Raw genomic sequence first — 26273 nt, forward strand, 5'->3', positions numbered from 1 at the left:
GCCCCGCTAACGCGCCATCACGAGCCCGTCCTTCGCGGCGCCCCGGCTGAGCACCACGTCCCGGATCCGGTCCCGTACGCCCTGCAGCCCGGCGCCCTGGGCGATCGCCCGGTTCAGGTCGACCACCCGCCCGGCGTCCACGTCGAACCACTGCGGGACGAATTCCGCCTTGGTCACCTCCCAGCGCCCGCCCGGCCGGGCCGGCGGAGCGAAGGTGAAGCGGGCGACGCTCGACTGGTTGCCGCGCGGGTCCTGGGCGCCCTGGTGGTTGACCATCTCACCGGCGATCTGGTCGCCCATGCCGTAGACCACCCAGGTGCCGTTGACCTTCTCGTACGCCTGCGGGACGTGGGCGTGTGTGCCGAGGACCAGGTCGATGTCGGGGCGGCCGCCGGTACGGGCGGCGGTGAGCTGCCGGGCCACGGTGAGCTGCTGCAGGTCGGGCTCGTCCTGCCACTCCGTGCCCCAGTGCACCGACACCACGACCACGTCGGCGCCCGCCCGGCGGGCGGCCCGGGCGTCCGCGACGATCCGGTCGCCGTCGATCAGGTTGACCGCCCACGGCTCGCCCTGCGGCAGCGGAATGCCATTGGTGTCGTAGGTGTACGAGAGGTGGGCCACCTTCGCCGTGCCCGCGCGCAGGACCGTGACGGCGTGCGCCTCCTCCTCGGTGCGGGCCGAGCCGGCGTGCCGGACACCCGCCTGGTCGAGGGCGTCGAGGGTACGGCGGATGCCGTCGGCGCCGTCGTCGAGGGTGTGGTTGGAGGCGGTGGAGCAGCCGTCGTAGCCGGTGTCGGCGAGGGCCTGGGCGACTTCGGGCGGGGACTTGAAGGTGGGGTACCCGGTGTAGTCGCCGTTCGCGCCGTACACGGTCTCCATGTGACACAGCGCCAGGTCGGCGCGGGACACGACGGGCTTGATGCCGGCCAGCATCGGACGGAAGTCGTAGGCGCTGCCGCCGCCGTCGAAGCGGGCGCGCTCGATGATCGAGCTGTGCGGGAGGACGTCGCCGGAGGCGACGAGCGTGAACCCCTTGGTGACGGCGGACGGGGCCGGGCGTCCGGCCTTCACGGCCGGCGTGTGGTGCTGGGACTGACAGGCGGCGCCCGCGGCGAGCAAGGCCGTGAGGGCCAGGGCAACCTGTCGTCTGCGTGCAATCATCAGCTCACCCCACTGTGGTCATATTTACCCACGAATAGGTACGAAGCTGGCGGCCTTCCCAAACGGCCCGCGCCCCCCGATTAGCCCGTCCGGCGCGCGGACGGGGTGCTCCGGGGACGCTTCGGGGGTGACCGGAACCGAACGGCCGGAGCGGAGGGGACCGTTCATCGAACCGTTCGTCGACGCGATCGACCGTCCGTCGCAGATCCCGGTACGGACCCTGTCCCGCGACCGCGCCCTGGGGTGCCATACGCGCATGACGGCCGTAACCACAATGACGAACGGGACGACCGCCGAGCACGAGATCGCCGCTCTGCAGCGCGAGCACGGCCGGCCCCTCTTCGCCCTGCTGACGAGGCTCTGCGACGGCGACCGGCAGCGCGCCGAGGACCTGGTGCAGGAGACGCTCGTCCGCGCCTGGCAGCATCCCGAGGCGCTGCGCGCCGACGCCTTCGAGTCCGTACGGCCCTGGCTGCTCACGGTGGCACGCCGGCTGGCCATCGACGCGCGGCGGGCCCGGCAGGCGCGGCCTGCGGAGGTCGGCGACGCCATCCTGGAGAACGCCCGGGTGTGCGCGGATCACGCCGAACGGGCGGCCGCGGCCCTCGATGTGCGGGAGGCTGTGAAGACACTCACTCCCGAACACCGTGAAGTCCTGGTGCTCGTGTACTTCCAGGGGGCGAGTGTGGCGGAAGCCGCCGAAACCCTCGGGATCCCGCCCGGTACCGTGAAGTCCCGCGCGTACTACGCGCTGCGCGCCCTGCGCCGGGTGCTTCCGGGTTACGCGGCCGACCTGCGCTGAAACCGACGCCTGGGTCAAACCTCGGTAAAGCGCCTTGCTGAGGACCCCGGTTGAGTAATCGGCTGTCTTCATCCGTGTTCCGGACTGGGGGGCCACGGGTTCCCGAGGGGGGCCCGCGGCCGGGCGACGCGCACGCACCGGAGGAAGGCAGGAAGGGATGCTGCACAGAGGTCAAGAGGGCACGGACGGCACCGGCGACGGCGAACTGGCCGTCCCCATGGCCTGGCTGTACGCCGAGTACATCGCCGACGAGTTGTTGCGGACCGGCGATCTGATGCCGCCCACGTCCTTCGAGTTCCGCGCCGGACGCGACGCGCTCGCGCTGACCATCTTCCTCTCGGACACCGACCGCGAACTCTGCGGCATCCGGGTGGTCTCCCAGCTGGAGACCTGGATGTCGCTGACCGCTTACGACCAGCCGTGGCAGGACTGGGTGCGCGAGGGCATGGCACGGCTCGCCGCCGAGGCGGCCGAGCCCGGCGGCCCGGCAGCCGACCTGGAGCTCGCGGAGGCGGCCTGGCGCTGGCTGGAGGAGACCGAACTGCTCGCGCCCGACCTGAACGCGGTCCCGGGCGGCGCCGCGGGGGCGGGCGAGGACGAGGGCCCGAAGGTGTGGACGAAGGCGTGGCAGCTCGGGCTGCCCCTCGGCCACCTCGCCATCCATCTTTTCTAGATTTCTTCCGCCCGGGACCAATCCGCGGGCCGGACCGCTCCGAATACCGGGGTTCTGCGATTCCTCGTGTGCCTTGAGTGATTCGGCGGTCTGGTCCGTACCGATGGGAGCAACGAGTAACCCCACCCGCACCCAACGGCACGAGGATTCGGCATGAGGTCCCTGGAGAGGCATCGCGACGTCGCCGCGTACGCGCTCGGCGTGCTGGACGAGGCGGATGCCTTCCGCTTCGAGGACCACCTCATGGAGTGCGCGCGCTGCGCGACTCACGTGACCGAGTTCGGCCCCGCCGCACGGCAGTTGATGCTGTACCGGCGGGCCACCCCGCGTTTCGTGCACCCCATGACCCAGCCCGGTCCCCAGCTGCTGAACCGGCTGCTCGGCGCGGTGGCCGCCCGTCGCCGGGCCACCCGCCGGCGCCTGCTGTACGCCCTCGCCGCCTCGGTGGTCGCCGCCGTGGCCGGTCCCGGCATCGTGATGGCCGCGGGCGGCGGCAACGACGACCAGGTGCGGATCGCGGCGACCGACCAGCGGTCGGGGGTCTGGGCGCAGGTGACGGTCGCGGACGAGGAGTACGGCACCGAGCTGGAACTCCAGGTGAAGGACGGCGCGGGCCCGCACTCCTGCCGCCTCGTCGTCATCGCCCGGGACGGCTCCGAGCAGACGGTGACCAGCTGGACGGTCCCCGGCCACGACGCCCGCCCGAACACCGTGCAGGGCAGTTCGCCCCTGCGCAGCGACGACATCGCCCGCTACGAGGTGCGCACGGCCCAGGGCGAGCACCTGGTGACGCTCGAGCCGCGGTAGGCGCTCCGCTGGAGGTGCCGCGCCGTGCCGTCGAGCGGGGCGTACGGCGGGGCGGCACGGCCGCACCGTCGTGGCCGGCCGCACAGTTCCCCGCGCCCCTTAAGCTACTTCAGCTACTTCAGCAGCCGGGACATCCTCCGGTCCGCCAGTGGTCTGCCGCCCGTCTGGCAGGTGGGGCAGTACTGGAGGGAGGAGTCGCTGAAGGAGACCTCGCGGACGGTGTCGCCGCAGACCGGGCAGGGCTCGCCGGTGCGGCCGTGGACGCGCAGGCCGCCCTTCTTCTCCGCCTTCAGGCGGCCGGCCGCCACGCCGCGGGAGCGTTCGACCGCCTCGGTGAGGGTGCTGCGCAGCGCCCGGTACAGCCGCGCGGTCTCCTCGGGGGTGAGCGAGGCGGCCACCTTGTACGGCGACATCTTCGCGGCGTGCAGGATCTCGTCGCTGTAGGCGTTGCCGACGCCGGCGACGAGGCTCTGGTCGCGCAGGGCGCCCTTGAGCCGGCGCCGTTCGGACGTCAGCAGGGCGGCGAACGCCTTCTCGTCGAAGTCGGCCGCCAGCGGGTCCGGGCCCAGGCGCGCGATGCCCGGGACCTCCCGCGGGTCGCGGACGACGTAGACCGCCAGGCGCTTCTGGGTGCCCGCCTCGGTGAGGTCGAAGCCCTCGCCGGTCTCCAGCGCCACCCGCATCGCGAGCGGGCCCTTGCCGGGGCGCGGCGGCCCGTCGGGGAGCCGGTCCCGCCACTGCAGCCAGCCCGCGCGGGCCAGGTGGGTGACGAAGTGCGTTCCGCCGTCGGTCTCCAGGCCGAGGAACTTGCCGTACCGGTGCACGGCCGTCACCTCGCGGCCCTCGACGGCGGCGAGCGGCGGGTCGTACGTCTTCAGGACGCTGACGGCGACCGGCAGCACCCGGACGATCCGGCGACCGGACAGGTGCTGGGTCAGGAAGTCCTTGAGCGCTTCGACCTCGGGGAGTTCCGGCATACGTCCAGAGTGCCACCCGGGCCCGAGGCCGCCAGGCGAGCCCGGTCGGGACGCCGGGCAGACCGGCCGCGACACCGGACGGATCCAACCTCACCGCCAGGCAGATCCGACCGCGACACCGGGCGAGTCCGGCCTCGGCGCCAGGAAGGCCCAGCCGCACCGCCAGGCGGCAGGCGGGTCCGGCCGCGACACCGGACGGATCCGGCCTCACCGCCAGGCAGATCCGGCCGTACCGCCACCCGGGCCCAGCCACACCGCCAGGCAGATCCGGCCGTACCGCCACCCGGGTCCGGCCACACCGCCAGGCAGGTTCGGCCTCGTCGGCGGGCGGGTTCAGTCGTTGTCCCGGACCGCGAACTCGCACCACACGCACTTGCCGCCGCCCCGTGCCTCCACCCCCCACGCGTCGGCGAGCAGGTCGACCAGGAGCAGGCCGCGCCCGGAGACGCCGGACTCGCCCGCGTCCCGGCGGCGCGGCAGGGCGCTGGAGGAGTCCTCGACCTCGACGCGCAGCCGGCGCCCGCTGCCGATGAAGACCCGCAGGGTGACGACCGCGGAGCCCTCGGTGTGCATGAGGACGTTCGTGATCAGCTCGTCGCCGGCCAGTTCGATCTCGTCGGCGCGGTTCCGGCCGCCCCAGGCGCGGACCGCCGCCCGGATCATGCGCCGCGCCTCGGTGAGGGCGCCGGGGTCGCCGGGCGCCACCTGCTGCTGGAGCCGGCCGCCCGACTGCGGGGTCTCCAGGCCGCGGCGGCGCAGCAGGAGCAGGGCCACGTCGTCGTCGCCGCCGCGTTCCTCGGCCACGTCGATCAGGCGGTCCGCGAGGTCCCGTACGTCCTCGGGGCCGCTGCCGACGAGGGAGACGAGCGTCCGCATGCCGTCGTCGAGGTCCGCGCCCGGCTGTTCGACCAGGCCGTCGGTGCACAGCACGAGCGTGGTTCCGGGGTCCAGTTCGAGCATGCCGACGGGGTACGCGAGGCTGTGGAACTCGGCGGACAGGCCGAGCGGCAGGCCCCCGTCGACGAAGACCCGGCGGCAGCCGCCGTCGGCGTCGCGGATCAGCGGGTCGATGTGGCCGGCCCGCACCACCTGCACGACCCCGGTCGACAGATCGGCCTCCGCGTACAGGCAGGTCGCGAAGCGGTCGGTGTCCAGTTCGTGGAGGAAGACGGAGGCGCGGGCCATGACGGTGGCCGGGGTGTGGCCCTCGGCGGCGTACGCGCGCAGCACGATCCGCAGCTGGCCCATCACGGCGGCCGCGTGCGTGTCGTGGCCCTGGACGTCGCCGATGACGGCGCCGACCCGGCCTGCCCCGGAGGGGGTGCCCCCGGGCAGCGGGATCAGGTCGTACCAGTCGCCGCCGATGTCCCGGCCCAGCGCGGCCGACCGGTAGCGCACGGCCACGTCGGCGCCGCGCACGCTGGGGATGGTGCGCGGCAGCATCGCCTGCTGCAGTCCGGTCGCGAGGTCCTTCTCCCGCTCGTAGAACATGGCCCGCTGCAGGCTCTGCGCGATGCTGCTGCCGAGAGCGAGCAGGACGTTGCGGTCCTCGGGCGAGAAGCCGCTCCGGCCGCTGTAGAGCACGCCCATGACACCGATCGGGCGGGCCTGGACGATCAGCGGGAGGTACGCGGCGGCGGTGACGCCCAGGCCGGTGATGTGGTGCCACAGGACCGGGTAGCGCTCGGCGAACTCCTCCGGCGACTCGATGAACCGGGGGGTGAGGGTGCGCACGGCCTCACTCGTCGGACAGGGCTCGTCGAGACGGATGACGCGGGCCTCGGGCACGGCGCTCTCCGCGGGACCCTCGGCGATCACCCGGACGTGGTCCGCCTCCACCAGTCCCATCATCAGGCTGGTGGCGCCGAGGTGGGTGAGGCCGTGGGTGTCCTTGACGACGTCGATGACGTCCTGGACCGTGCGCGCGTGGGCGAGGGCGGCCGTGGTGAGCTGCACGACGTTGGTCTGCTCGCGCCGGGCCGCGTCCCGGGCGGCCTGCTCGCGGCGCGCCTCGCTGTCGGCGAGTTCCTCGGTGGCGTCGCGGACGATGCCGACGATCCGGCGCGGGCGGCCCGTCCCGTCGCGCCGGATGTAGCCCTGGGTGTGCGCCCAGCGCAGGCTGCCGTCGCGGCGGCGGATGCGGAAGTAGGCGCCGTAGTTCTCGCTGCCGTCCTTCATGGACCGGGCGACCAGCTCGTCGAGCCGGTAGGCCTCGACCGGCGGGACCCGGACGGAGAGGCTCTCGGGGTGGCCGTCGTACTCGTCGGGGCGCAGGTCGAAGACCTCGTGGGCCTGGGCGTCCATGTGGAGCAGGCCGCTCTCCAGGTCCCAGTCGAAGCTGCCCATGCGGTTGAGCGCCAGGACTGGATCCGGATGAGCGGGCCAGTCGTCCGGGAGGGAAAGGGCGCTCGCTCCCCGATCAGCCATGAGGCCACTTTGCCAGGATTCGCCCTTTTCTTCGACCGGGGTGGAGGGCTTCGCCGTCATCCTTCCCCTGCGCCCGCCCCGTTCGCCCAGCTCGCCGGGTTACGCGGGCACGCCCCGGTCACACGGACGGTGACAGCGGGTCCGGCCGGACAATGGAGTGAGGAGCGCACGGCCGTGGACTGGTTCACCGCACCCGACTACTGGCTGAGCCGGCTGGTCTTCCAGCGGGCTCTGGCCGGCGTGTACCTGGTGGCGTTCCTGACGGCGGCGCTGCAGTTCCGGGCGCTGCTCGGCGAGCGCGGCATGCTGCCGGTGCCCCACTTCGTCGCGCGGGTGCCCTTCAAGCGGGCCCCGAGCCTCTTCCACCTGCACTACTCCGACCGGTTCTACGCCTCCGTCGCCTGGGCGGGGTGCGCGGTCTCCGCCGCGCTGGCAGCCGGACTGGACTCGCTGCTGCCCCTGTGGGCGGGGATGCTGCTGTGGCTGGTGCCCTGGGCGCTGTACCTGTCGATCGTGAACGTCGGCCAGACCTGGTACGCGTTCGGCTGGGAGTCGCTGCTGCTGGAGGTCGGTTTCGTCGCCGTCCTCCTCGGCAACGACGAGGTGGCCCCGCCGGTCGTGGTGCTGTTCCTGCTGCGGTGGATCCTGTTCCGCGTCGAGTTCGGCGCGGGTCTGATCAAGATGCGCGGCGACGAGTGCTGGCGGAGGCTGACCTGCCTGGACCACCACCACGAGACACAGCCGATGCCCGGCCCGCTGAGCTGGTTCTTCCACCACCTGCCGAGGCCCCTGCACCGGGTGGAGGTGGCCGCGAACCACGTCACGCAACTCGTCGTGCCCTTCCTCCTGTTCACCCCGCAGCCGGTCGCCACGGTCGCGGCCGCGCTGATGATCGTCACCCAGTTGTGGCTGGTGCTGTCGGGCAACTTCTCCTGGCTGAACTGGATCACCATCGTGGTCGCCCTGCCCGCGGTGCGGTTCCCGGCGCACGCGCCGTCCGTGCCCGGGACCCCGCTGTGGTACGAGGTCGTGGTGCTCGCGGTCGCCGCGCTCCTGCTGGGCCTGAGTCACCGCCCGGCCCGCAACATGCTCTCCCGCCGCCAGGTCATGAACCGGTCCTTCGACCCGCTCCACCTGGTCAACACCTACGGAGCGTTCGGCAGCGTGAGCCGGGTCCGCCACGAGGTGGTGATCGAGGGCACCGCCGACGACGTGCCGCGCGAGGACTCGGACTGGCGGGAGTACGACTTCCGGGGCAAGCCGGGCGACCCCGGGCGCTGGCCGCGCCAGTTCGCCCCGTACCACCTGCGTCTGGACTGGCTGATGTGGTTCGCCGCGCTCTCCCCGGCGTACGCCGGCTCCTGGTTCGGCGCCCTGGTGGAACGGCTGCTGGAGAACGACCGCGACACCCTGCGGCTGCTGCGCCGCTCCCCGTTCCCCCCGGACCGGCCGCCCCGGTTCGTACGGGCCCGCCTCTTCCGCTACGAGTACACGGACTGGCGCGAGTTGCGCGAGACGGGCGCGTGCTGGCGGCGGACGTACGTGCGGGAGTACCTGCCGCCGACGCGGCTGGCGGGGGCGGCGCGGAGATCCTGAACCCGGCGGGACGGTGACCGGGTGCGGCCTGTGCGCATGTGTCGGCTGTGAGCGTGAATCGCCGGACATGACCGGGCAGTTCGTGTGAGGCTTTGCCCATGAACTCCGAAGACCCGCTGGCCGACCGGCTGCAGCTCGACCGGCCGCACTCGGCCCGTGTGTGGAACTACCTGCTGGGCGGCAAGGACAACTACGCCGCCGACCGGCAGGCCGGTGAAATGATCCTCCAGATGTTCCCGGACATCGCCCTGCTCGCCCGGCTCCAACGGCGCTTCCTGGCAAGGGCCGTACGCCATCTCGCCGGCGAGGCCGGGATACGCCAGTTCCTGGACGTGGGCACCGGCCTGCCCACGGTCGACAACACCCACGAGGTCGCGCAGCGCATCGCCCCCGAGAGCCGGATCGTCTACGTCGACAACGACCCCCTGGTCCTGGTGCACGCGCAGGCGCTGCTCACCAGCACGCCGGAGGGCGCCTGCGCCTACCTCGAGGCCGACGTGCGCGACCCCGAGGGCATCCTCGAGGCGGCGTCCCGGACCCTGGACTTCAGCCGGCCCGTCGCGCTGACGATGCTCGGCATCCTCGGGCAGATCCCGGACTCCGACGACCCCGGTTCGGTCGTCTCCCGCTTCCTGGACGCCCTCCCGCCGGGCAGCTACCTCGCCCTCGCCGACGGCACCGACACCAGTGAGGCGCTCAACCAGGCGATCGCCGTCTACAACGCCAACTCCGCGAGCTCGTACCACCTGCGCAGCCCGGAGCGCATCGCGGGCTTCTTCGACGGCCTAGAACTCGTCGAGCCCGGCGTGGTCCCCACCTCGCAGTGGCACCCCGACCCGGTCGACGTGGGCCGCGCCCCCTCGGACGTCGACGCGATCTGCGGCATCGGCCGCAAGATCTGAGAGTCGCGCAGAGCCGCGCGCGGAGGGGCGCCCGCGAGACGGCGCCGCCCCTCCACCGGCCCTGCCCCGCCCGGGCGCCGTCCGGCGACGACCTGTCACCGGGGCCGTACGGCGCCGGTGCCCCGGCCGGAGGCAGCGGCGCCGAGGCGCCGTCGGGTCACAGGCGGAACAGCGCCCACACCACCTTGCCGCCGCCGGTCCGCGGGCTCCACCCCCAGGTGTCGCTCAGCGCCGAGATGACCTGCAGGCCGCGCCCCGACTCGGCGAACTCGTCCGGCTCGGTCAGCACGGGAACCCGGTCGCTGTCGTCAGTGACGCCGCACACGGCGCAGGACAGGCGGTCCCACACGGCGACCCACAGCAGCGGTTGCGGGGCGGTGTCATGGCCGGGCGGCCGGCCGTAGCGGAGGGCGTTGCTGACCAGTTCCGACACCGTGACCGTGACGTCGTCGAGGCGTTCCGCCGACGCGTCGTGTTCGAGCGCGGACCGCGTGAAGTCCCGTGCCACGTGAACGGACCGGGGCACGGGCGGCACGAGGAGTACCGAACACCGGGTGGGCACGACGGCGTTGCCGGACGCGACGGAGAGGGGATGCGGCTTCCCCGGCGCCGGGCGCCCCATGTCGTCGACGGCGTGGCACAACCATTGCCAGGTCGCCTCGATCCGCAGCGAGTCTGCCGGTCGTACGACTTGCTCAGCGGACATCGCAACCCCTGAAACCGTGCCAAGAGAACTACGGAACGCGTCTACTCCCGTGCGAAGTATCGTGCTCCGTCCGGCAGTTCGAATGCAAGTGCATCGGCAATTACCGCTGCAATTGCAGATGATCTTGCGAGCGCCATCGCCGTGGCGCTATCGTCCCGCACGACACCCCTGGATGCAATTGACGATGCAATTGCATCGGATCTTGGGTCCACCGCCTGCGACTTCATCTCGAAGAGGCTTTGGATGCACCACGTGAGCAACGGCATGCCGGCGACCCTGCTGAGAGAAGTGGTCTGGCGCAAGAGCCATCACAGCAACCCGGAGGGCAACTGCGTCGAGCTCGCCGCACTCCCGGACGGCAGCGTCGCCATGCGCAACTCCCGCCACCCCGAGGGTCCCGCGCTCGTCTACACCGGCGCCGAGATCTCCGCCTTCGTCCGCGGTGTGAAGGACGGCGACTTCGACGGACTGCTCCCCGGCCACTGAGGACGGCCGCCTCCGCGGACGGCCGCCTCCGCGGAGGCGGCCGGTGGAAGCCCGGCCCGAACTCCCGGCCCGCTTTCGGCCCTTCACTCCCCGCAGCCGTACGGCCTCAGGGTGCTACCCTTTTTGGTCGAGTCCCGGACCATGCATATGCCAGCCGGTACGGCGGCCGAGGGGATGGACATGACTGCAGCTCAGCCGGAACCCGTTCCCTCCGGCCAGGAGGTCCTGAGCCTTCGGCGGGGCGGCCCGACCGTGCAGCGCGTCGTGCTGGGCACCCGCCTGCGCCGCCTGCGCGAATCCCTCGACATCAGCCGGGACGCGGCCGCTTCGGCGATACGCGCCTCGGACGCCAAGCTGTGCCGTATGGAGCTGGGGCGAGTCGGCTTCAAGACGCGTGACGTCGCGGACCTGTTGACCCTGTACGGCGTCCACGACCCGGACGAGCGGCAGGAGTTCCTCGACTCGGCACGCCGCGCCAACGAACCCGGCTGGTGGCGCGCGTACGGCGACGCCTATCCGAGCTGGTTCGAGCAGCACCTGGGCCTGGAGGAGGCCGCGTCCCTCATCCGGACCTACGAAGTCCAGTTCGTGCCGGGCCTGTTGCAGACCCCCGAGTACGCCGAGGCCGTCGTCCGGCTCGGCCCCCGCGTCGCCGACCCGGACGCCGTCGAACGCCGCGTCGCGCTGCGCATGAGCCGGCAGGAGCTGCTCACCCGTCCCGACGCGCCACGGCTGTGGGTCGTGGTGGACGAGGCGGCACTGCGCCGGCCCCTCGGCGGGACCGAGGTGATGCGCGCCCAGCTGGAGCGCCTGATCGAGGCCGCCGCGCTGCCGAACGTCACCCTGCAGGTGCTCCCCTTCCACGTCGGCGGCCACGCGGCGGCCGGCGGGCCGGTCACCGTGCTGCGTTTCCCGGTGCCCGACCTGCCCGACATCGTCTACCTCGAGCAGCTCTCCAGCGCCCTGTACCTGGACAAGCCGGAGGAGGTCGACCACTACCTCGCGGTGATGGACCGGCTGAGCATGGTGGCGTCCCCGGCCGCCGAGTCGGTGGCCTTCCTGGAACGGGTCCTGAAGGAGATGTGAGCCCTCGACCTGCGGCATGACTCTCGACGCGGAGGCTGCGGCGGTGCAGAGTGCTGTGCGTACTCACGAGTAACGCAAGCACCGCACCCCGAGGAGTTCCCGTGACCAGCTGGGCCGGGCGGACCGCCGCCGAGATCGCCGCCGCCGTACGCGAGAAGCGGGCCACACCCAGGGAAGTGGTGGCCGAGCACCTGGCCCGGATCGAGCGGCTCGACGGCCGCGTCGGGGCGTTCCGCGTGGTGCGGGCCGATGCCGCGCTCGCCGAGGCGGACGAGGTCGCCGCGCGCGCTGATCTCGCCGGACTGCCCCTGGCGGGCGTGCCGGTGGCGGTCAAGGACAACCTCGCCGTGCGCGGCGAGTCCAACCGCGTCGGCTCCGCCGCGACCCCGGACACGCCCGCCGCCGAGGACCACGTCACGGTGGCCCGGCTGCGGGCGGCCGGCGCGATCGTGGTGGGGCTGACGAACGTGCCCGAACTGTGCGTCTTCGGCACCACGGAGGGCGTCCACGGGACCGCCCGCAACCCCTGGGACCTGTCCCGCACGGCCGGCGGCTCCTCCGGCGGCAGCGCCGCCGCGGTCGCCGCCGGGATGGTGCCGCTGGCCCTCGGCAACGACGGCATGGGCTCGCTGCGCATACCGGCCGCCAACTGCGGCCTGGTCACCATCAAGCCCGGACACGGAGTCGTACCGGCGGGCGTCAGCGACGGCGACTGGTTCGGCATGTCCGAGAACGGCCCGCTGGCGACCACGGTCGAGGACCTCCGCCTGATGCTCGCGGTCCTCGCCGGCGCCGAGGAGACGCCGTCGGCCACGCCGGGCACGCGCAGGATCGCCGTCTCGCTGCGCTCCCCGCTGACCGGCGTCGTGATCACCAAGCCGTACGCGGACGCGGCCCGGGAGGCGGCCGGCGTTCTGATGAAGGCCGGGCACCAGGTGCGGCGCGCCGACCCGCCCTACCCGCTGTCGCTGAGCACGACCTCGCTCGCCCACTGGACGGCCGGCACGGCGGTGGACGCCCAGGGTCTCGATCCGCGGCTGCTGGCCAGGCGCACCCGGGTGCATGCGGCGGTCGGCCGCCGCTTCCTGAAGGGCGTCCGCACCGGCGACGGCCGGGACCGGCTGCGCCGCCGTCTGGAGCCGTTCTTCGCCGAGCACGACGTGCTGCTCACGCCCGCGCTCGCCCGGCGCTCCCCCAGGTCGGTCGCCTGGCACGAACGGGGCTGGCTGCCCAACCTGCTGGCCAACACCAACTACTCGCCGCTGACCCCTCCGTGGAACCTCACCGGCTGGCCGGCGATGGCGGTCCCCTTCGGCACGCTCCCCTCGGGCGCCCCCTGCGCCGTGCAGCTGGTGGGCCTGCCGGGCACGGAGGCGGACCTGCTGGCGCTGGCGGAGCAGTTGGAGAAGCTGCACCCGTGGCAGCGCACGGCGCCCCTGGCGCGGGAGGCGGACGAGCCCGCCGCGGCCGGCTGAGGCGGCCGGTCCCGCGGGCCGGGGCAGGCGGTCGGAAAGGGGTGGCAGGCCGCGAGTACGCCGTGCTTGCATGGCCGCATGATGTCCACCGACCGCCTGTTCGCCTTCGCGGCGCTGTCGCTGCTGTTGATCGTGGTCCCCGGGCCGAGCGTGCTGTTCGTGATCGGCCGGGCGCTGGCGCAGGGGCGCCGCGCCGCGCTGACCACGGTCGTGGGCAACACGCTCGGCGCCTGTCTGCTCGTGGTGGCCGTGGCCGTCGGCATCGGGTCCGTCGTGGAGCGCTCGGTACTGGTCTTCACGGTGCTGAAGCTGGCCGGCGCCGCCTACCTGGTGTATCTCGGCGTCAAGGCGTGGCGGCACCGCGGGTCCCTGCGGGCCGCGTTCGCCGGTGACGGGGACGGGGCGGTGGCCCACGGCGGACTGCGCACGTTCTGGGAGGGGTTCGCGGTCGGCGTGACCAACCCGAAGACCATCGTGTTCTTCGCGGCCGTGCTCCCGCAGTTCGTCGACCGTGACAGGGGTCACGTCGCCCTGCAGATGCTGCTGCTCGGGCTGGTGTTCAACGCCATCGCGCTCGCCTCGGACAGCGTCTGGGGCCTGGCCGCGGCCACCGCCCGCGACTGGTTCGCCCGTTCCCCGCACCGCCTGTCCCTGGTCGGCGGAGTGGGCGGCCTCACCATGATCGGCCTGGGCGTGACCGTGGCCGTGACGGGCCGCAAGGACTGACTGCTGCCCGGACGTCCGCGGTGGCTTCTCCGAGCCGCAGGGGCGTGGTCCAGCACGCCCGTGCGGTCGGCGATCGCGAGGGTCCCGCCGGAGTCAGTCGACGCTGGGCAGGATGTGGGGCTCGGCGAGGTCGTCCTCGTAGCCCGCCAGGCGGATCGGGGCGGACCGGGCCCACACGTCGAGGCTGCCGAGTTCTCCGGGCCGGCGGCCCGCACGCTCCGAGCGTTCCTTGGGACGTTGATCGCGATTCGTCTTCTCCGGTGTCACCGCGCACTCCTTATGTGTCGGGTCACCCTCGGGGCGGGCCGGCCGGTCTGCGGTCCGGCGCTGGACGCCACTCGGGTTCGTTGGGAAAGCCGTTCGGACGCGGTGGCGCCGGTCTTTCGTGGGAGAGCAGGCCGTTGTCGACCCGCTTGCCCCGGGACGGACGTGGGTGTGGATGGGACCCGATGGTTCTGCCCGTCAGCACTAGATTAACCAAATGAGCAGGCGCCTGCTCGATGGGGCTGAAAACTTGACGTTACTGTCTGAATTCATCCCCGTTCATCCGGCGTTTCATCACCCGTCGGGAGTACATCTCCGCCGCCGTGTCACGGTCCGTCCGGTCGCCCGGCAGTTCAGGTCCCGTTGGCCGGACCGCAAGCCGGCCATGCTCTGCTGACGGGCGGCAACGGCTTGTCCGGCGGGAGGACCGACGCATGGAGCCGCGGAGTGTCGAAGAGCTGATGGATCTGCTGTACACGTGCTGCGGCGACGTACGCCGGCACGCGCTGCGGACCGCCGCGCTGCTGCGCCGCAGCCGGCCCGCCGACAAGGAGCTCCAGTTGGCCGGCCTGCTCGGCGCCGTCGCTCCGCCGCCGCAGCCCGGCGACGCGTCCGCCCGCGCGGACCGCGCGGCCGGCGCGGTGCGGTCCCTGCTCGGCGAGCGGGTGGCCCGTCTCGTGCGCGGCCGGTACGGGCCCGAGGCCGGGTGGGACGACGACCTGCTGCGTCTGCGCCAGGCGGACGAGGAGGCCCATGGCGCGGTGTTCGACGCGGGCGTCCTGGAGGACTGGCGTACCGTCCTGGAACTCGTCGCCGCACGCAACTCCCGCCTCGGCGCGCACGACTGACGGCCCGTCAAAGTTGCGTGTCGGTGAACCGCGAGGGCCGCGCACGGCGGAAGACGGCGACGGAGGGCGCGTTCGCGCGAGCGCGCCGTCCGTGACCGTCCGCCGGCCGAGCCACCGCCTCGCCCTCGGCGGTGGCGGCGGCCGGCTCAGGGGAACAGCGCGATCCCCAGGAGGATCACGAGAACGATGAAGGCGATCAGCCCGGCCGTGGCCCACGGGCCGCGGTGCTTGACCGGGCGGGCCGGCCCGCCTCCGCGCGGCCGGTCCTCCGGCAGCACGGGGTGCTCGGGCCGGTCGCTGGCGTAGAACTCCTCGTCCGTCGGGTAGCGGTTTCGCGGGTCGGCGAACGCCCGCGGATCGATTTCACGTGGACTGGCCATGACTCACTCCTGGCGGAGAGGTTGCGTAGGCCGGGTTCCCGCCGGGCGCCGGAGCCACACGTCAGGTCGGCGGATCACCACTTCCCGGGCGCGTAGTCCTTGAGGAAGACGCCGTACAGGTCCTCGCCCTGCTCGCCGCGCACAATCGGATCGTAGACCCGCGCCGCGCCGTCCACCAGGTCGAGCGGGGCGTGGAAGCCCGCCTCGGCCAGGCGGATCTTGTCCGGGTGCGGGCGCTCGTCGGTGATCCAGCCGGTGTCGACGGCCGTCATCAGGATGCCGTCCTTCTCGAACATCTCCTGGGCGCTGGTGCGGGTGAGCATGTTGAGGGCCGCCTTGGCCATGTTGGTGTGCGGGTGGCCGGCGCCCTTGTAGCCGCGGTTGAAGACGCCCTCCATGGCGGAGACGTTCACGATGTACGTCCGCCGGGCCGCGGCGGCCGCCATCGCCGGACGCAGACGGCTGATCAGGATGAACGGCGCCGTCGAGTTGCACAGCTGCACCTCCAGCAGCTCGACCGGCGTCACCTCCTCCACCGTCTGTATCCAGCTGTTGGTGTCGTGCAGGTCGGGGACGAGCCCGCCCGCGTCGATGGCCGTGCCGGCGGCGATGCGCTCCAGGGACGCCGAGCCCGACACCAGGGCCAGGTCGGTGACGTCCTGCGCGGTCAGCGCGCCGCTGCCGGCGACCGGCAGCGCGGCCACGGCGCCGGAACCGAAGGTGCCGATCACCTCGGCGGCGGGCAGCTCGCCGGCCGGCAGCGGGGCGGACTCGGCGGCGACCAGCTCGCTGTAGGCCTGCGGGGAACGCCGTACCGTCTGCGCCGCGTTGTTGATCAGGATGTCCAGCGGGCCCTCGGCGGCGACCGAGTCGGCCAGCGCGACGACCTGGGCCGGGTCGCGCAGGTCGATGCCGACGATCTTGAGGCGGTGGATCCACTCGTCGCTGTCGGGCTGCGCCTTGAAGCGGCGGACGGCGTCGTTCGGGAAGCGCGTGGTGATGGTGGTGTGCGCGCCGTCGCGCAGCAGCCGCAGCGCGATGTACATGCCGATCTTGGCGCGGCCGCCGGTGAGCAGCGCGCGCTTGCCGGTGAGGTCGGTGCGGGCGTCGCGGCGGGCCCGGTTCTCGGCGGCGCACTTCTGGCAGAGCTGGTGGTAGAAGTAGTCGACCTCGACGTAGCGCGCCTTGCAGATGTAGCAGGAGCGGGGGCGCTGGAGCACCCCCGCGATCCGGCCCTCCTCGGTGCGCGACGACGGCAGGATGCCCTCGGTCTCGTCGTCGATGCGCTGGGCCGAGCCGGTGGCCGTGGCCTCCGTGACCGCCTTGTCGTGGGCGGTCTTGGCGGCCCGGCGCTCCTGGCGGCGGCGCTGCTTGACCGTGCGGTAGATACCGGCGGTCGCCCGGCGCACGGCGATCGCGTCGGGGTGGTCGACGTCCAGCTTGTCGAGCTCCTCCAGCACGCCGAGACAGACGGCCAGCCGCTCGGGGTCGATGCCGGGCCCGTACCCGGCCTCGTCCGTGGTCGCCGAGCCGTCCTCTGTCACCGTCATCGCGCTGCCGTTCCCTGCTTCACCCGCGCAGCGCTCCGACCGCGCCCGCCTCCGAACGGAGGATTTTACTTCAGCGGCGGGCCGTTCCTGCAAACCGGTGACGATCAAGGGCAGCAGGCGTCGTTGAGGCTCGCCACCTCCTCGGACACGGCCGCGGCCAGGCGGTCCAGGTCCCAGACGGCCTCGGCGTCCGCGACGAGCCCGTAGTGGACGTGTCCGCGGTACGTCGAGATCGCGACCGCCAGCGACTGGCCGCGGGCGAGCGGGGCGTAGGGGTAGACCTCGGTGACCGGGTTGCCGCCGAGCTTCAGGCCGAGGCTGGGCAGCGGCACGCTGGTGACGAGGATGTCGAACCAGAGCCGGGCGGCCTGGCCCATCAGCGGTCCGCCGAGCCGGTGGCCGAGCGCGGGGACGTGGTCGGCGAGCAGCGCGACGGCGCCCGCGCCCCGGTGGGGGCCGGCGTCCTTGTTGCGGTCCATGGCCGCGCGGACCGCGCCGAGCCGGGCGAGCGGGTCGGGGTCGCCGACGGGGAGCCGTATCAGGTAACCGGAGAGCCGGTTGCCCTGTGGGTGCGCGGTGCGCGGGCGGCGCCTGGAGACGGGGATCAGGGCGCGCGGCGCGACGCCCTCGCTGCCGTCGCCGCGCTCGTCCAGCCAGCGCCGCAGGGCGCCCGCGACGACGGCGATGAGGACGTCGTTGACGGTGCCGCCGACGGACTTGCGCACCTGGTGCACGTCGTCGAGGTCGATGCGCACGCCGGCGGTGCGGCGGGTGCCGGTCGGCCGTGCGGTGAACGCGGACGAGGACCGGGTGGCCAGCGTCGACAGGGCGACCGAGGCGCCGATGTCGAGGGCGCGGCCCGCGTCGGACAGGACGTCGCGCATCCTGCCGGGCAGTTCGCGCACGTCGGGCAGCAGGCGGCGGCCGGGCTCCTCCGGGTGCGGCCGGGGCGCCGGGAGGTCCATCGGGTCCAGGACGGCGGCGGCGAGCGTCAGCGCCCGCAGGCCGTCGGCGAGGGCGTGGTGGAACTTGAACAGGACAGCGAAGGAGACGCCGTCCTGCCCCGGCAGCACATGCGCCTCCCACGGCGGCCGACCGCGCACCAGCGGGCGTTCCATGAGCCGGCCCGCCACGGCCTGGAAGTCGGCGGTGGGGGCGTGCAGCCGGACGTGGTTGAGCGGGTCGAAGCCGGGGTCGGGCTCACGGGCGGCGCCGCCGAAGGAGAGCGGCTGCCAGACGTCCCGGATGCGCATGCGCAGGCCGGGCACCGCGGCGGCCCGGGCGGCGAGCAGGTCGGCCGCGTGGGCGCCGGCCGTGGGCGAGTGGGCCGAGAAGACGCCGAGCGCGCCGAGGTGCATGGGGTGCTCGGCGGACTCCATGTTCCAGAACGCAAGATCGAGAGGAGCGAGCAGGTCAGAAGTCAATGGCTTGCCTCGCATCGACGAAGGGTGGACCAGCAGTCAAACCCCTCACCTTGATTACGGTCAAGTACGATCAGGCTACGCTCAGTTAACACCAGATTAAGTCCCGCCCCTCCGAAAGGGGCGGGACTCATGAGGTACCTGTGGTGACTTCAGCCGTGAAGGGGCGTGCCCGGGGTGACGAAACCCACTCCGACGGGTGCGGGCCGACCGTGGAACCGGGCGACCGCGCGGAGCGGACTTCCACCGGGTCTACGGCACCCGCTGACCCTTGCCCAGCGCGATCACGCCGCCCTTGGAGACGGTGTACAGCTCGGCGTCCCGCTCCGGGTTGACGCCGATCGTCGCGCCGGGCGGGACTTCGACGTTCTTGTCGAGGACGGCCCCGCGCACGATCGCGCCCCGCCCGATGTGCACGTTGTCGTGCAGGATCGAGCCCTGCACCACCGCGCCCGGGTCGACCACGACGCCCGGCGACAGGACCGACCGGGTGACCTGCCCGCGGATCAGGCAGCCCGCGCTGATGATCGACTCGCTGGCGATGCCGCCGGCGTTGAAGCGGGCCGGGGAGAGCTGGTTGGAGTGGGTGTAGATGGGCCACTGCCGGTTGTACAGGTTGAAGGCGGGACGCTCGGCGATGAGGTCCATATGGGCGTCGTAGTAGGCGTCGAGGGTGCCCACGTCCCGCCAGTAGCCCTGGTCTCGGGTGGTCTCGCCGGGGACGTGGTTGGCGCTGAAGTCGTACAGGTGCGCCTCGCCGCGGTCGGTGAGCTGGGGCAGGATGGAGCCGCCCATGTCGTGGACGGAGTTCTCGTCCTCGGCGTCCCGGTGCAGGGCCTCGATGAGGGCCTTGGTGGTGAAGATGTAGTTGCCCATCGACGCGAACACGCACTCCGGGTCGTCCGGGAGGCCCGGCGGGTCGGCGGGCTTCTCCAGGAACCGCTCCACCGTCTGCCCGTCCGAACCCGGGCTGATCACGCCGAACGAGGACGACTCGGTGCGCGGCACGCGGATGCCCGCGACCGTCACGCCCGCGCCGCTGTCGATGTGCTGGGCGAGCATCTGCCGCGGGTCCATGCGGTAGACGTGGTCGGCGCCGAAGACCACCACGTAGTCGGGCTGCTCGTCGTAGACCAGGTTCAGGGACTGCAGGATCGCGTCGGCGCTGCCCAGGTACCAGCGCGGGCCGAGGCGCTGCTGGGCCGGGACCGGCGTGACGTAGTTGCCGAGCAGGCTGGACATCCGCCAGGTCGTGGTGATGTGGCGGTCCAGCGAGTGCGACTTGTACTGCGTGAGCACGCAGATGCGCAGGATGTCGCCGTTGACGAGGTTGGAGAGGACGAAGTCGACGAGACGATACGTGCCGCCGAAGGTGACCGCGGGTTTGGCGCGGTCGGCGGTCAGCGGCATCAGACGCTTGCCTTCTCCGCCCGCCAGGACGATTCCGAGCACCGAAGGACCACCACGACGCATGGCCGCTCCCCTCACACCGGTTGACCCATGCCTGCCCCTGAGCAGGGCACAGTAAGCCTGTTCGAGGATCTTCCCGCCGTTGTGTTCCGGCTTCGGGTCCTGCCTATTCCGGCTTCGGGTCCCGCTTCAGGACCTTCTCGTACAGCCCGACCGTGCGCCGGGCGACGGCGTCCCAGCCGAACTCGTCCACCGCGCGCTTCCGCCCGGCCTCGCCCATCCGCCGCGCGGCCTCCGGGTCGCCCAGCACCGAGTCCAGCGCCCGCGCGAGGTCCGCCTCGAAGTCGTCGCCCGGGGAGACGAGTACCCCGGTCCTGCCGTCCTCCACGACCTCCGGGATGCCGCCGACCCGGGAGGCGACGACGGGCGTACCGCAGGCCATCGCCTCCAGGTTGACGATGCCGAGCGGCTCGTACACCGAGGGGCAGACGAACGCGGCGGCGTGCGTCAGCAGCTGGATCACCTCGGGGCGCGGCAGCATCTGCGGGATCCAGTGCACGTGCTCGCGCACCCGGCTCAGCTCCGCGAACAGGTCGCGGAACTCCCGGTCGATCTCGGGCGTGTCCGGGGCGCCCGCGCACAGCACCACCTGCGCGGCCGGGTCGATGTCCCGTGCCGCCCGCAGCAGGTGCGGCACGCCCTTCTGCCGGGTGATGCGGCCCACGAAGAGGATGTACGGGCGGCCGCGGTCGAGGCCGATCCGGTCCAGGACGTCGGTGCCGTGGTCGGGCCGGTAGAGCGTGGTGTCGATGCCGTTGTGCACGACGTGGACCCTGGCCGGGTCGAGGGCCGGGTAGCAGGCGAGGATGTCGTCGCGCATCGCGCCGGAGACCGCGATCACCGCGTCGGCCGCCTCGATCGCGGTGCGCTCGGCCCAGCCGGACAGCGCGTATCCGCCGCCGAGCTGCTCGGCCTTCCAGGGGCGCAGGGGCTCCAGGGAATGGGCGGTCATCACGTGCGGGATGCCGTGGAGCATCTTGCCGAGGTGGCCGGCCAGGTTGGCGTACCAGGTGTGGGAGTGCACCAGTTCGCGGCCCTCGACCGCGGCGGCCATCGCCAGATCCACGGAGAAGGTGCGCAGCGCGTCGTTGGCGGTGTCGAGGGCGGCCCAGGAGCGGTGGCGTACGACGCCCACGCCGCGGCCCTCGCCCCAGCAGTGCACCTCGAGGTCCACCAGGGAGGCCAGCTCCCGGGCGAGGAATTCGACGTGGACGCCCGCGCCGCCGTACACGTCCGGGGGGTACTCCCGGGTCAGCAGTCCCACTCGCACCCGCAACCCCCTGGTCTCAGCGGCAGGTCCCGTTCATGGTCACTCATGAGGTGCCGCGTGCGGAAGAGCGCGGGGCTCGTGGGAAACAACAGTCACCGCACACGCCCGCTCCGGGTACCCGGTAGTACAGGCAGCAACTCCGCCGCCGGAACGCGGTCCCGGTCAGGGTGCCGGTGCCTGCCAGCAGGGGGTCGGCGAGCAGGCCGGCGGTGAGGGAGCGGGCGCGGGCTGCCGCGTCGGCGCGGCCGTGGGCGCGGGCCCACCGGTCCAGCTGGCGGGCGGCTCCGACCAGGGCGGAGGCGGCGTTGCCGCGCAGCAGGCCGGACGCGATCCGGTGGCGGGCGCGCAGCGCCGCGGCCAGCGGCTCGAGGTGGGCGCGCAGCACGGCGTCGGCGACGGTCGCCGGGTCCGCGGGCAGCGGGCGCACCTCCCGCAGCCACAGGTCGTCGGGGACGCCGGCGGCGGGGTCCCAGTGCAGCAGCCGCGGGTCGGGGTCGGGTATGCGCCCGTACAGGGCGGCGCAGCCCAGCGTCACCGACCACAGCCGGGCGGCGAGCCCCTGCTGGGCCACCGAGGCGGCGACCCGCGGCTCGGAGGCACGCAGCGCGCCCCTGACTTTCTCCACACGGAAGTCCAGGGGGTCGCCTGACCGCACAGGCCGGTTCGCGTAGACGTCCGCGAGCGGCGCCGGCGTCCCGGGCGGTGTGCCGCCCGCGCGCAGGACGAAGTAGCCGCCGAGCGGCCGGAGCGCGGTGAGTCCGGGGTCGAGGTCCACGACACGCAGTAGTACCAAGGCCCTTAGGGGACGCCACCAGGGGGGCCGCACCTGGTGTCACCCACCTGAGGGAGGACAGGGTCCGGTTCGTACTCCATCGGCAGTAGGACCCAATGCGTGCTCAGGGACGACGACGGGAAGAGCCGGAGACGGCATCGTGTTGGTCATGATGGCCGACCGTTCGTCGCGCAGGGGTCACCGCCCCCGCCCCACGCAGAGGAGCAGCTCATGAGCGCCCTCGCGTTGTCCGTGCTGCTGTCCTTCGTCTCCGCCGTCGCGTACGCGGGCGGGGCGATCGTGCAGGAGCACGTCGCGGTGTCCTCTCCCGACCGGCAGTACGCGCCGCTGCGCCGGCCGGGCTGGTGGGCGGCGGTCGCGCTGAACGGCCTCGGCGGACTGCTGCACGTGGTGGCCCTCGCCTACGGGCCGCTGAGCCTGGTGCAGCCGCTGGGCGCGCTGACCATCGTGTTCGCGCTGCCCATGGCCGCGCTGTTCGTCGGCCGCAGGGCCGGCTCGGCCGCCTGGCGGGGCGCGATCATGGCGACCGTGGGCCTGGCCGGGCTGCTGTCGCTGGTCGGCGCCTCTCAGGCGCAGTCGCTGAGCACCGCGCAGCGGGTGACCGCGGCGGTGGTGTCCGGGGGCGCGGTCGTGACGCTGATGATCGCGGGCCGGGCCGCCCACCGGCACCCCGCGGTGCGCAGCATGCTGCTCGCCACCGCGTCCGGCGTCGCCTTCGGCATGTCGTCGGTGTTCACCAAGACCGTGGCGGTCGACTGGGCCGGCGGGAGGTCCCTCGCGGAGCTGCCGACCCTGGTCCTGATCGGCGTCTTCGCCACCGCGGGCGTCCTGCTGTCGCAGGCCTCCTACCGGGGCGCGGGTCTGGCGGCCCCGCTGGCCACGCTGACGGTGGTGAACCCGGTGGTGGCCGCGGCGGTCGGCATCACGATGTTCGGCGAGACGTTCCGGTACGGCAGCACGGGCACCGCGCTCGCCCTGAGCTGCGGCGTGGTGGCGGCCGGCGGCCTGATCCTGCTGACGACGGAGCGCATGACGCGCACCGCCGCCGAGACCGAGGCGCCGCTGCCCGAGCCGCGGCTGCCCGAGCCGCCGCTGCCGGAACCTGCCGTGCCGGTGCCGGCGCAACCGGCTCCCGTCCGGCCGGTCCTGGCGGAGCCGGTGCCCGTCGAGCCGGTGCCGGCGGAACCGCTCGTTGCGGAACCGGTCGTGGCAGTGCCGGTGTTCGTCCGGCCGCTGCCCGCGGAGGAACTGCTCGCCGTGCTTCCCGAGCAGTCGGTGCCGGCGCTGCGCGAGGACATCACGCTCGAGGAGGCGCCCGCCGCGGCCCCCTCCGCCACCGACGCCCCCGCCGCCACCGCCACCGCGGACGACGCCGTCGTGGCCGTGGCGGAGGGGGCCGAGGGGGCCGAGGGGGCCGACGACACCGCTGCGGGCTCCCGCTACCACGGCCCCTTCTACGGAGGCGCCTACATCCCGATGCTGCCGGTCCTGCCGGTCCGGGAGCGGCGCCGGGAGCGCGTCAGATCCTGACGCCGCCGGCCCTGAGATAGGCGAGCGGGTCGATGTCCGAACCGAAGCCGGGCCCGGTCCGCACCTCGAAGTGCAGATGCGGGCCCGTGACGTTGCCGGTGGACCCGGAGCGGCCGATGCGCTGGCCGCCGCTCACGCTCTGCCCGGCCTTCACGGAGATCGCCGACAGGTGCGCGTACTGGGTGTAGCGGCCGTCGGCGTGCCGGATGACGACCTGGTAGCCGTACGCGCCTCCCCACCCGGCCGTGACCACGTGGCCGGCGGCGACCGCCTTCACCGACGTGCCGGTGACCACGGGGAAGTCGATGCCGGTGTGGTAGCCCTTCGACCAGGAGGAACCGGCCACGCGGTACCCGGTGCCGATGTGACCGCTCACCGGGGCGACCAGGGAGTGGCCGGCGGTGGTCTTCTCCTCGGTGGCCGGTGACGCCTTCTTCGCCTTCTTCGCCGGGGACTTGGTGCCGTCGCGGCTGGTGTGCGTGGCCGGCGCGGCCTTGGCGTGCAGGTTCAGCCGCTGGCCGGGCAGGATCAGGTCGGGGTCCGCGCCGATGGTCCGGCGGTTGCCGGCGTACAGGCGCTGCCAGCCGCCCTCGACGTGCTCGGTCTCGGCGATCGTGGAGAGGCTGTCGCCGCGGACCACGGTGTACATCTCCGCCGTGCCCGCCCGGGACTGGGGCGTGGTCTGCGGCCGCACGTCGGAGGTCTTCCTCGTGGACTGCTTCGCCTGGTTCGCCTGCTTCGCCTCGGTGGAGCCGCCGAGGACGTGGACGTCGGGCGTGTCACCGCCCCTGGTCAGTCCGGCCCGCGCCGAGCAGGCCGGCCAGGCGCCGGGGCCCTGTCCGTCCAGCACCTTCTCCGCGACGGCGATCTGCTGGTCCTTGGTGGCCAGGTCGGCGCGCGGGGCATACTTCGCGCCGCCGTACGCCTCCCACGTGGACTGGGTGAACTGCAGTCCGCCGTAGAACCCGTTGCCGGTGTTGACGTGCCAGTCGTTCGTGGACTCGCACGCGGCGACCTTTTCCCAGGTGGCCACGTCGGCGGCGTGCGCTGTGCCGGTGCCGATCAGCGGGAGCGCCATACCCGCTCCGCCTGCGGTGACGGTGAGTGAGGCGCGGTTGATCCTGTTCGGCTGGTACCGGCGGTGCCGGCCGCGTACGGCCATGAAAAGCCCCCTACGACTGCGTCAGGAGGGCCAAAAGTAAGCGCCGCGAACAGGCCATGACAAGACGGCAAATCGGCCGCTCTGCCGCCCGAGCGCCCGGAAATCGACCCCGGTCGGGAAACGGCTGAGGCGAGTGGGGCCCGCGTTGCGTATCTGGGGGAAGCCACGAACGGCCGGTACGTGCGGTCGGCCTCCGCGCAGGCCAGGATGTCCGTGCGGCAATACTTGGCGGGCAAGGCCGGCAACACCGGATACGAATGCCGAATACAGGATCCTCGAGGAGCCAACCGAATGAGCAGTTCAGCGCAGATCGGCGTCACGGGTCTCGCGGTCATGGGCCGCAACCTCGCCCGCAACTTCGCCCGCAACGGATACACCGTCGCGGTGCACAACCGGACGGCGGCGCGCATGCACGCCCTGGTGGAGGAGTTCGGGAGCGAGGGGGACTTCGTCGGGGCCGAGACCGCGAAGGAGTTCGTGGCGGCGCTGGAGCGGCCTCGGCGCCTGGTCGTCATGGTGAAGGCCGGCGAGCCGACCGATGCGGTGATCCGGGAGTTCGCGCCGCTGCTGGAGCCCGGCGACATGATCATCGACGGCGGCAACGCGCACTTCGCCGACACCCGGCGCCGGGAACGCGAACTGCGCGAGCAGGGCATCCACTTCGTGGGCATGGGCGTCTCCGGCGGTGAGGAGGGTGCGCTGAACGGGCCGAGCATCATGCCGGGCGGGCCGAAGGAGTCGTACGACTCGCTGGGCCCGATGCTGGAGAAGATCTCCGCGAAGGCGGCCGACGGGGCGCCCTGCGTCACGCACGTCGGCCCCGACGGCGCCGGCCACTTCGTGAAGATGGTGCACAACGGCATCGAGTACGCCGACATGCAGCTGATCGGCGAGGCGTACCAGCTGCTGCGGGACGTCGCCGGGTACTCCCCCGCCCAGATCGCGGAGATCTTCCGCACCTGGAACCGCGGCCGCCTGGACTCCTACCTGATCGAGATCACGGCCGAGGTGCTGTCCCACGTGGACGCGGCGACCGGCAAGCCGTTCGTGGACGTGGTGGTCGACCAGGCCGAGCAGAAGGGCACCGGACGCTGGACCGTCCAGATCGCCCTCGACCTCGGTGTGCCGGTGTCCGGGATCGCCGAGGCGGTCTTCGCCCGCTCCCTGTCCGGCCACGCGAAGCTGCGCGAGGCCTCGCGGGGGCTGGCCGGCCCGAAGGCGTCGCCGATGGGCGAGTCGGAGGCCGCCGCCTTCGCCGACCGTGTGGAGCAGGCGCTGTACGCGTCGAAGATCGTGTCGTACACGCAGGGCTTCCACGAGATCGCGGCGGGCAGCGAGGAGTACGGCTGGGACATCGACCTGGGCGCGGTCTCCGCGATCTGGCGCGGCGGCTGCATCATCCGCGCGGCCTTCCTGGACCGGATCCGCGCCGCGTACGACGCCCGCGCCGACCTGCCGAGCCTGCTGTCCGACGAGACGTTCGCGCGGGAGATCGCCGAGGCGCAGGACGACTGGCGCGAGGTCCTGATCGCCGCGACCCGCCAGGGCGTGCCGACCCCCGGTTTCGCCGCGGCCCTCGCCTACTACGACGCCCTGCGCGCCGACCGCCTGCCCGCCGCGCTCACCCAGGGCCAGCGGGACTTCTTCGGCGCGCACACCTACCGGCGCACGGACCGGGAGGGCTCGTTCCACACGCTGTGGGGCGGGGACCGGTCGGAGGTCGAGGCGTAGCCGAGGCGTGACGGCCGACGGGCCGGGCGC

At 72.8% G+C, this 26273-nt stretch carries 24 protein-coding genes; 12 read left to right on the forward strand and 12 right to left on the reverse strand.

Features of this window, described 5'->3' with window-relative positions:
• Positions 1 to 6: 6 nt before the first annotated feature.
• Entirely contained in the window at positions 7 to 1161 is a 1155-nt protein-coding gene (locus tag AB0G63_RS16430) for a CapA family protein (protein WP_360750374.1), read from the reverse strand.
• Between the two features lie 256 nt (positions 1162 to 1417).
• Here AB0G63_RS16430 and AB0G63_RS16435 point away from each other — a divergent pair, with 256 nt between their 5' ends.
• From AB0G63_RS16435 to AB0G63_RS16445, 3 genes are all read left to right on the forward strand, one after another.
• Positions 1418 to 1963 carry a sigma-70 family RNA polymerase sigma factor gene (locus AB0G63_RS16435; protein WP_360750418.1) on the forward strand — a complete coding sequence of 182 codons (546 nt, stop codon included), beginning with the start codon at positions 1418 to 1420 and terminating at the stop codon, positions 1961 to 1963.
• A 157-nt stretch (positions 1964 to 2120) separates the two neighbouring features.
• A complete protein-coding gene (locus AB0G63_RS16440) occupies positions 2121 to 2636 on the forward strand; it encodes a hypothetical protein (RefSeq protein WP_360750376.1) in 516 nt (171 codons plus the stop codon).
• Between the two features lie 153 nt (positions 2637 to 2789).
• Positions 2790 to 3443 carry a zf-HC2 domain-containing protein gene (locus AB0G63_RS16445; RefSeq protein ID WP_360750378.1) on the forward strand — a complete coding sequence of 218 codons (654 nt, stop codon included), beginning with the start codon at positions 2790 to 2792 and terminating at the stop codon, positions 3441 to 3443.
• Between the two features lie 113 nt (positions 3444 to 3556).
• Here AB0G63_RS16445 and AB0G63_RS16450 read toward each other — a convergent pair whose 3' ends face one another.
• The gene (locus AB0G63_RS16450; protein ID WP_360750380.1) at positions 3557 to 4420 is read right to left on the reverse strand and encodes a DNA-formamidopyrimidine glycosylase family protein; all 864 of its coding nucleotides are present in this window, start codon (positions 4418 to 4420) and stop codon (positions 3557 to 3559) included.
• Between the two features lie 333 nt (positions 4421 to 4753).
• Positions 4754 to 6847 carry a SpoIIE family protein phosphatase gene (locus tag AB0G63_RS16455; RefSeq protein WP_360750382.1) on the reverse strand — a complete coding sequence of 698 codons (2094 nt, stop codon included), beginning with the start codon at positions 6845 to 6847 and terminating at the stop codon, positions 4754 to 4756.
• 174 nt (positions 6848 to 7021) lie between these two features.
• On the opposite strand from AB0G63_RS16455, the gene AB0G63_RS16460 reads away from it, so the two are divergent.
• Together AB0G63_RS16460 and AB0G63_RS16465 are read left to right on the forward strand one after the other, a co-directional pair.
• Positions 7022 to 8443: a lipase maturation factor family protein gene (locus AB0G63_RS16460; protein ID WP_360750384.1), complete on the forward strand. Its 1422-nt coding sequence runs from the start codon at positions 7022 to 7024 to the stop codon at positions 8441 to 8443.
• Between the two features lie 98 nt (positions 8444 to 8541).
• On the forward strand, positions 8542 to 9345 hold the full coding sequence (locus tag AB0G63_RS16465; RefSeq protein WP_360750386.1) for an SAM-dependent methyltransferase: 804 nt from the start codon (positions 8542 to 8544) through the stop codon (positions 9343 to 9345).
• A 157-nt stretch (positions 9346 to 9502) separates the two neighbouring features.
• Here AB0G63_RS16465 and AB0G63_RS16470 read toward each other — a convergent pair whose 3' ends face one another.
• Positions 9503 to 10051: an ATP-binding protein gene (locus tag AB0G63_RS16470; protein WP_360750388.1), complete on the reverse strand. Its 549-nt coding sequence runs from the start codon at positions 10049 to 10051 to the stop codon at positions 9503 to 9505.
• A gap of 243 nt (positions 10052 to 10294) precedes the next feature.
• Between AB0G63_RS16470 and AB0G63_RS16475 the strand changes: the two genes are divergently transcribed.
• The 4 genes from AB0G63_RS16475 to AB0G63_RS16490 all read left to right on the forward strand — a co-directional run bounded on the left by AB0G63_RS16475 (position 10295) and on the right by AB0G63_RS16490 (position 13824).
• On the forward strand, positions 10295 to 10537 hold the full coding sequence (locus AB0G63_RS16475) for a DUF397 domain-containing protein (RefSeq protein ID WP_360750390.1): 243 nt from the start codon (positions 10295 to 10297) through the stop codon (positions 10535 to 10537).
• 180 nt (positions 10538 to 10717) lie between these two features.
• A complete protein-coding gene (locus AB0G63_RS16480) occupies positions 10718 to 11623 on the forward strand; it encodes a helix-turn-helix transcriptional regulator (RefSeq protein ID WP_360750392.1) in 906 nt (301 codons plus the stop codon).
• Between the two features lie 101 nt (positions 11624 to 11724).
• Positions 11725 to 13098 carry an amidase family protein gene (locus AB0G63_RS16485; RefSeq protein WP_360750394.1) on the forward strand — a complete coding sequence of 458 codons (1374 nt, stop codon included), beginning with the start codon at positions 11725 to 11727 and terminating at the stop codon, positions 13096 to 13098.
• 78 nt (positions 13099 to 13176) lie between these two features.
• The gene (locus tag AB0G63_RS16490; RefSeq protein ID WP_360750396.1) at positions 13177 to 13824 is read left to right on the forward strand and encodes a LysE family translocator; all 648 of its coding nucleotides are present in this window, start codon (positions 13177 to 13179) and stop codon (positions 13822 to 13824) included.
• Between the two features lie 93 nt (positions 13825 to 13917).
• Here the strand turns inward: AB0G63_RS16490 and AB0G63_RS16495 are convergent, their stop codons facing one another.
• Positions 13918 to 14091 (reverse strand): hypothetical protein, encoded by a 174-nt coding sequence (locus AB0G63_RS16495; protein WP_249834998.1) that lies wholly within the window; start codon positions 14089 to 14091, stop codon positions 13918 to 13920.
• Between the two features lie 431 nt (positions 14092 to 14522).
• Between AB0G63_RS16495 and AB0G63_RS16500 the strand changes: the two genes are divergently transcribed.
• A complete protein-coding gene (locus AB0G63_RS16500) occupies positions 14523 to 14936 on the forward strand; it encodes a hypothetical protein (RefSeq protein ID WP_360750398.1) in 414 nt (137 codons plus the stop codon).
• 146 nt (positions 14937 to 15082) lie between these two features.
• Here AB0G63_RS16500 and AB0G63_RS16505 read toward each other — a convergent pair whose 3' ends face one another.
• From AB0G63_RS16505 to AB0G63_RS16530, 6 genes are all read right to left on the reverse strand, one after another.
• The gene (locus tag AB0G63_RS16505; RefSeq protein ID WP_360750400.1) at positions 15083 to 15316 is read right to left on the reverse strand and encodes a hypothetical protein; all 234 of its coding nucleotides are present in this window, start codon (positions 15314 to 15316) and stop codon (positions 15083 to 15085) included.
• Between the two features lie 74 nt (positions 15317 to 15390).
• On the reverse strand, positions 15391 to 16866 hold the full coding sequence (locus AB0G63_RS16510) for an SDR family NAD(P)-dependent oxidoreductase (protein ID WP_360750402.1): 1476 nt from the start codon (positions 16864 to 16866) through the stop codon (positions 15391 to 15393).
• A gap of 104 nt (positions 16867 to 16970) precedes the next feature.
• Positions 16971 to 18290 (reverse strand): wax ester/triacylglycerol synthase family O-acyltransferase, encoded by a 1320-nt coding sequence (locus AB0G63_RS16515; protein ID WP_360750420.1) that lies wholly within the window; start codon positions 18288 to 18290, stop codon positions 16971 to 16973.
• A gap of 249 nt (positions 18291 to 18539) precedes the next feature.
• On the reverse strand, positions 18540 to 19760 hold the full coding sequence (gene glgC / locus AB0G63_RS16520) for a glucose-1-phosphate adenylyltransferase (RefSeq protein WP_360750404.1): 1221 nt from the start codon (positions 19758 to 19760) through the stop codon (positions 18540 to 18542).
• A 103-nt stretch (positions 19761 to 19863) separates the two neighbouring features.
• Complete coding sequence (gene glgA, locus AB0G63_RS16525; RefSeq protein WP_360750406.1) at positions 19864 to 21027, reverse strand: glycogen synthase; 1164 nt, start codon at positions 21025 to 21027, stop codon at positions 19864 to 19866.
• A 43-nt stretch (positions 21028 to 21070) separates the two neighbouring features.
• Positions 21071 to 21802, reverse strand: a complete 732-nt coding sequence (locus AB0G63_RS16530; RefSeq protein ID WP_360750422.1) for a (2Fe-2S)-binding protein — start codon at positions 21800 to 21802, stop codon at positions 21071 to 21073.
• Between the two features lie 228 nt (positions 21803 to 22030).
• On the opposite strand from AB0G63_RS16530, the gene AB0G63_RS16535 reads away from it, so the two are divergent.
• Positions 22031 to 23350, forward strand: coding sequence for a DMT family transporter (locus AB0G63_RS16535; protein ID WP_360750408.1), 1320 nt, complete (start codon positions 22031 to 22033; stop codon positions 23348 to 23350).
• On the opposite strand, the gene AB0G63_RS16540 is transcribed toward AB0G63_RS16535, so the two are convergent.
• A complete protein-coding gene (locus AB0G63_RS16540) occupies positions 23340 to 24512 on the reverse strand; it encodes a transglycosylase family protein (RefSeq protein ID WP_360750410.1) in 1173 nt (390 codons plus the stop codon). The two genes, AB0G63_RS16535 and AB0G63_RS16540, sit on opposite strands and share 11 nt — an antisense overlap.
• Before the next feature lie 291 nt (positions 24513 to 24803).
• Here AB0G63_RS16540 and gndA point away from each other — a divergent pair, with 291 nt between their 5' ends.
• Positions 24804 to 26243: an NADP-dependent phosphogluconate dehydrogenase gene (gene gndA / locus AB0G63_RS16545; RefSeq protein WP_360750412.1), complete on the forward strand. Its 1440-nt coding sequence runs from the start codon at positions 24804 to 24806 to the stop codon at positions 26241 to 26243.
• Positions 26244 to 26273: the final 30 nt, after the last annotated feature.

Origin of the sequence: Streptomyces sp. NPDC020996, assembly GCF_040641355.1 — a bacterium.
Lineage (GTDB): Bacteria > Actinomycetota > Actinomycetes > Streptomycetales > Streptomycetaceae > Streptomyces.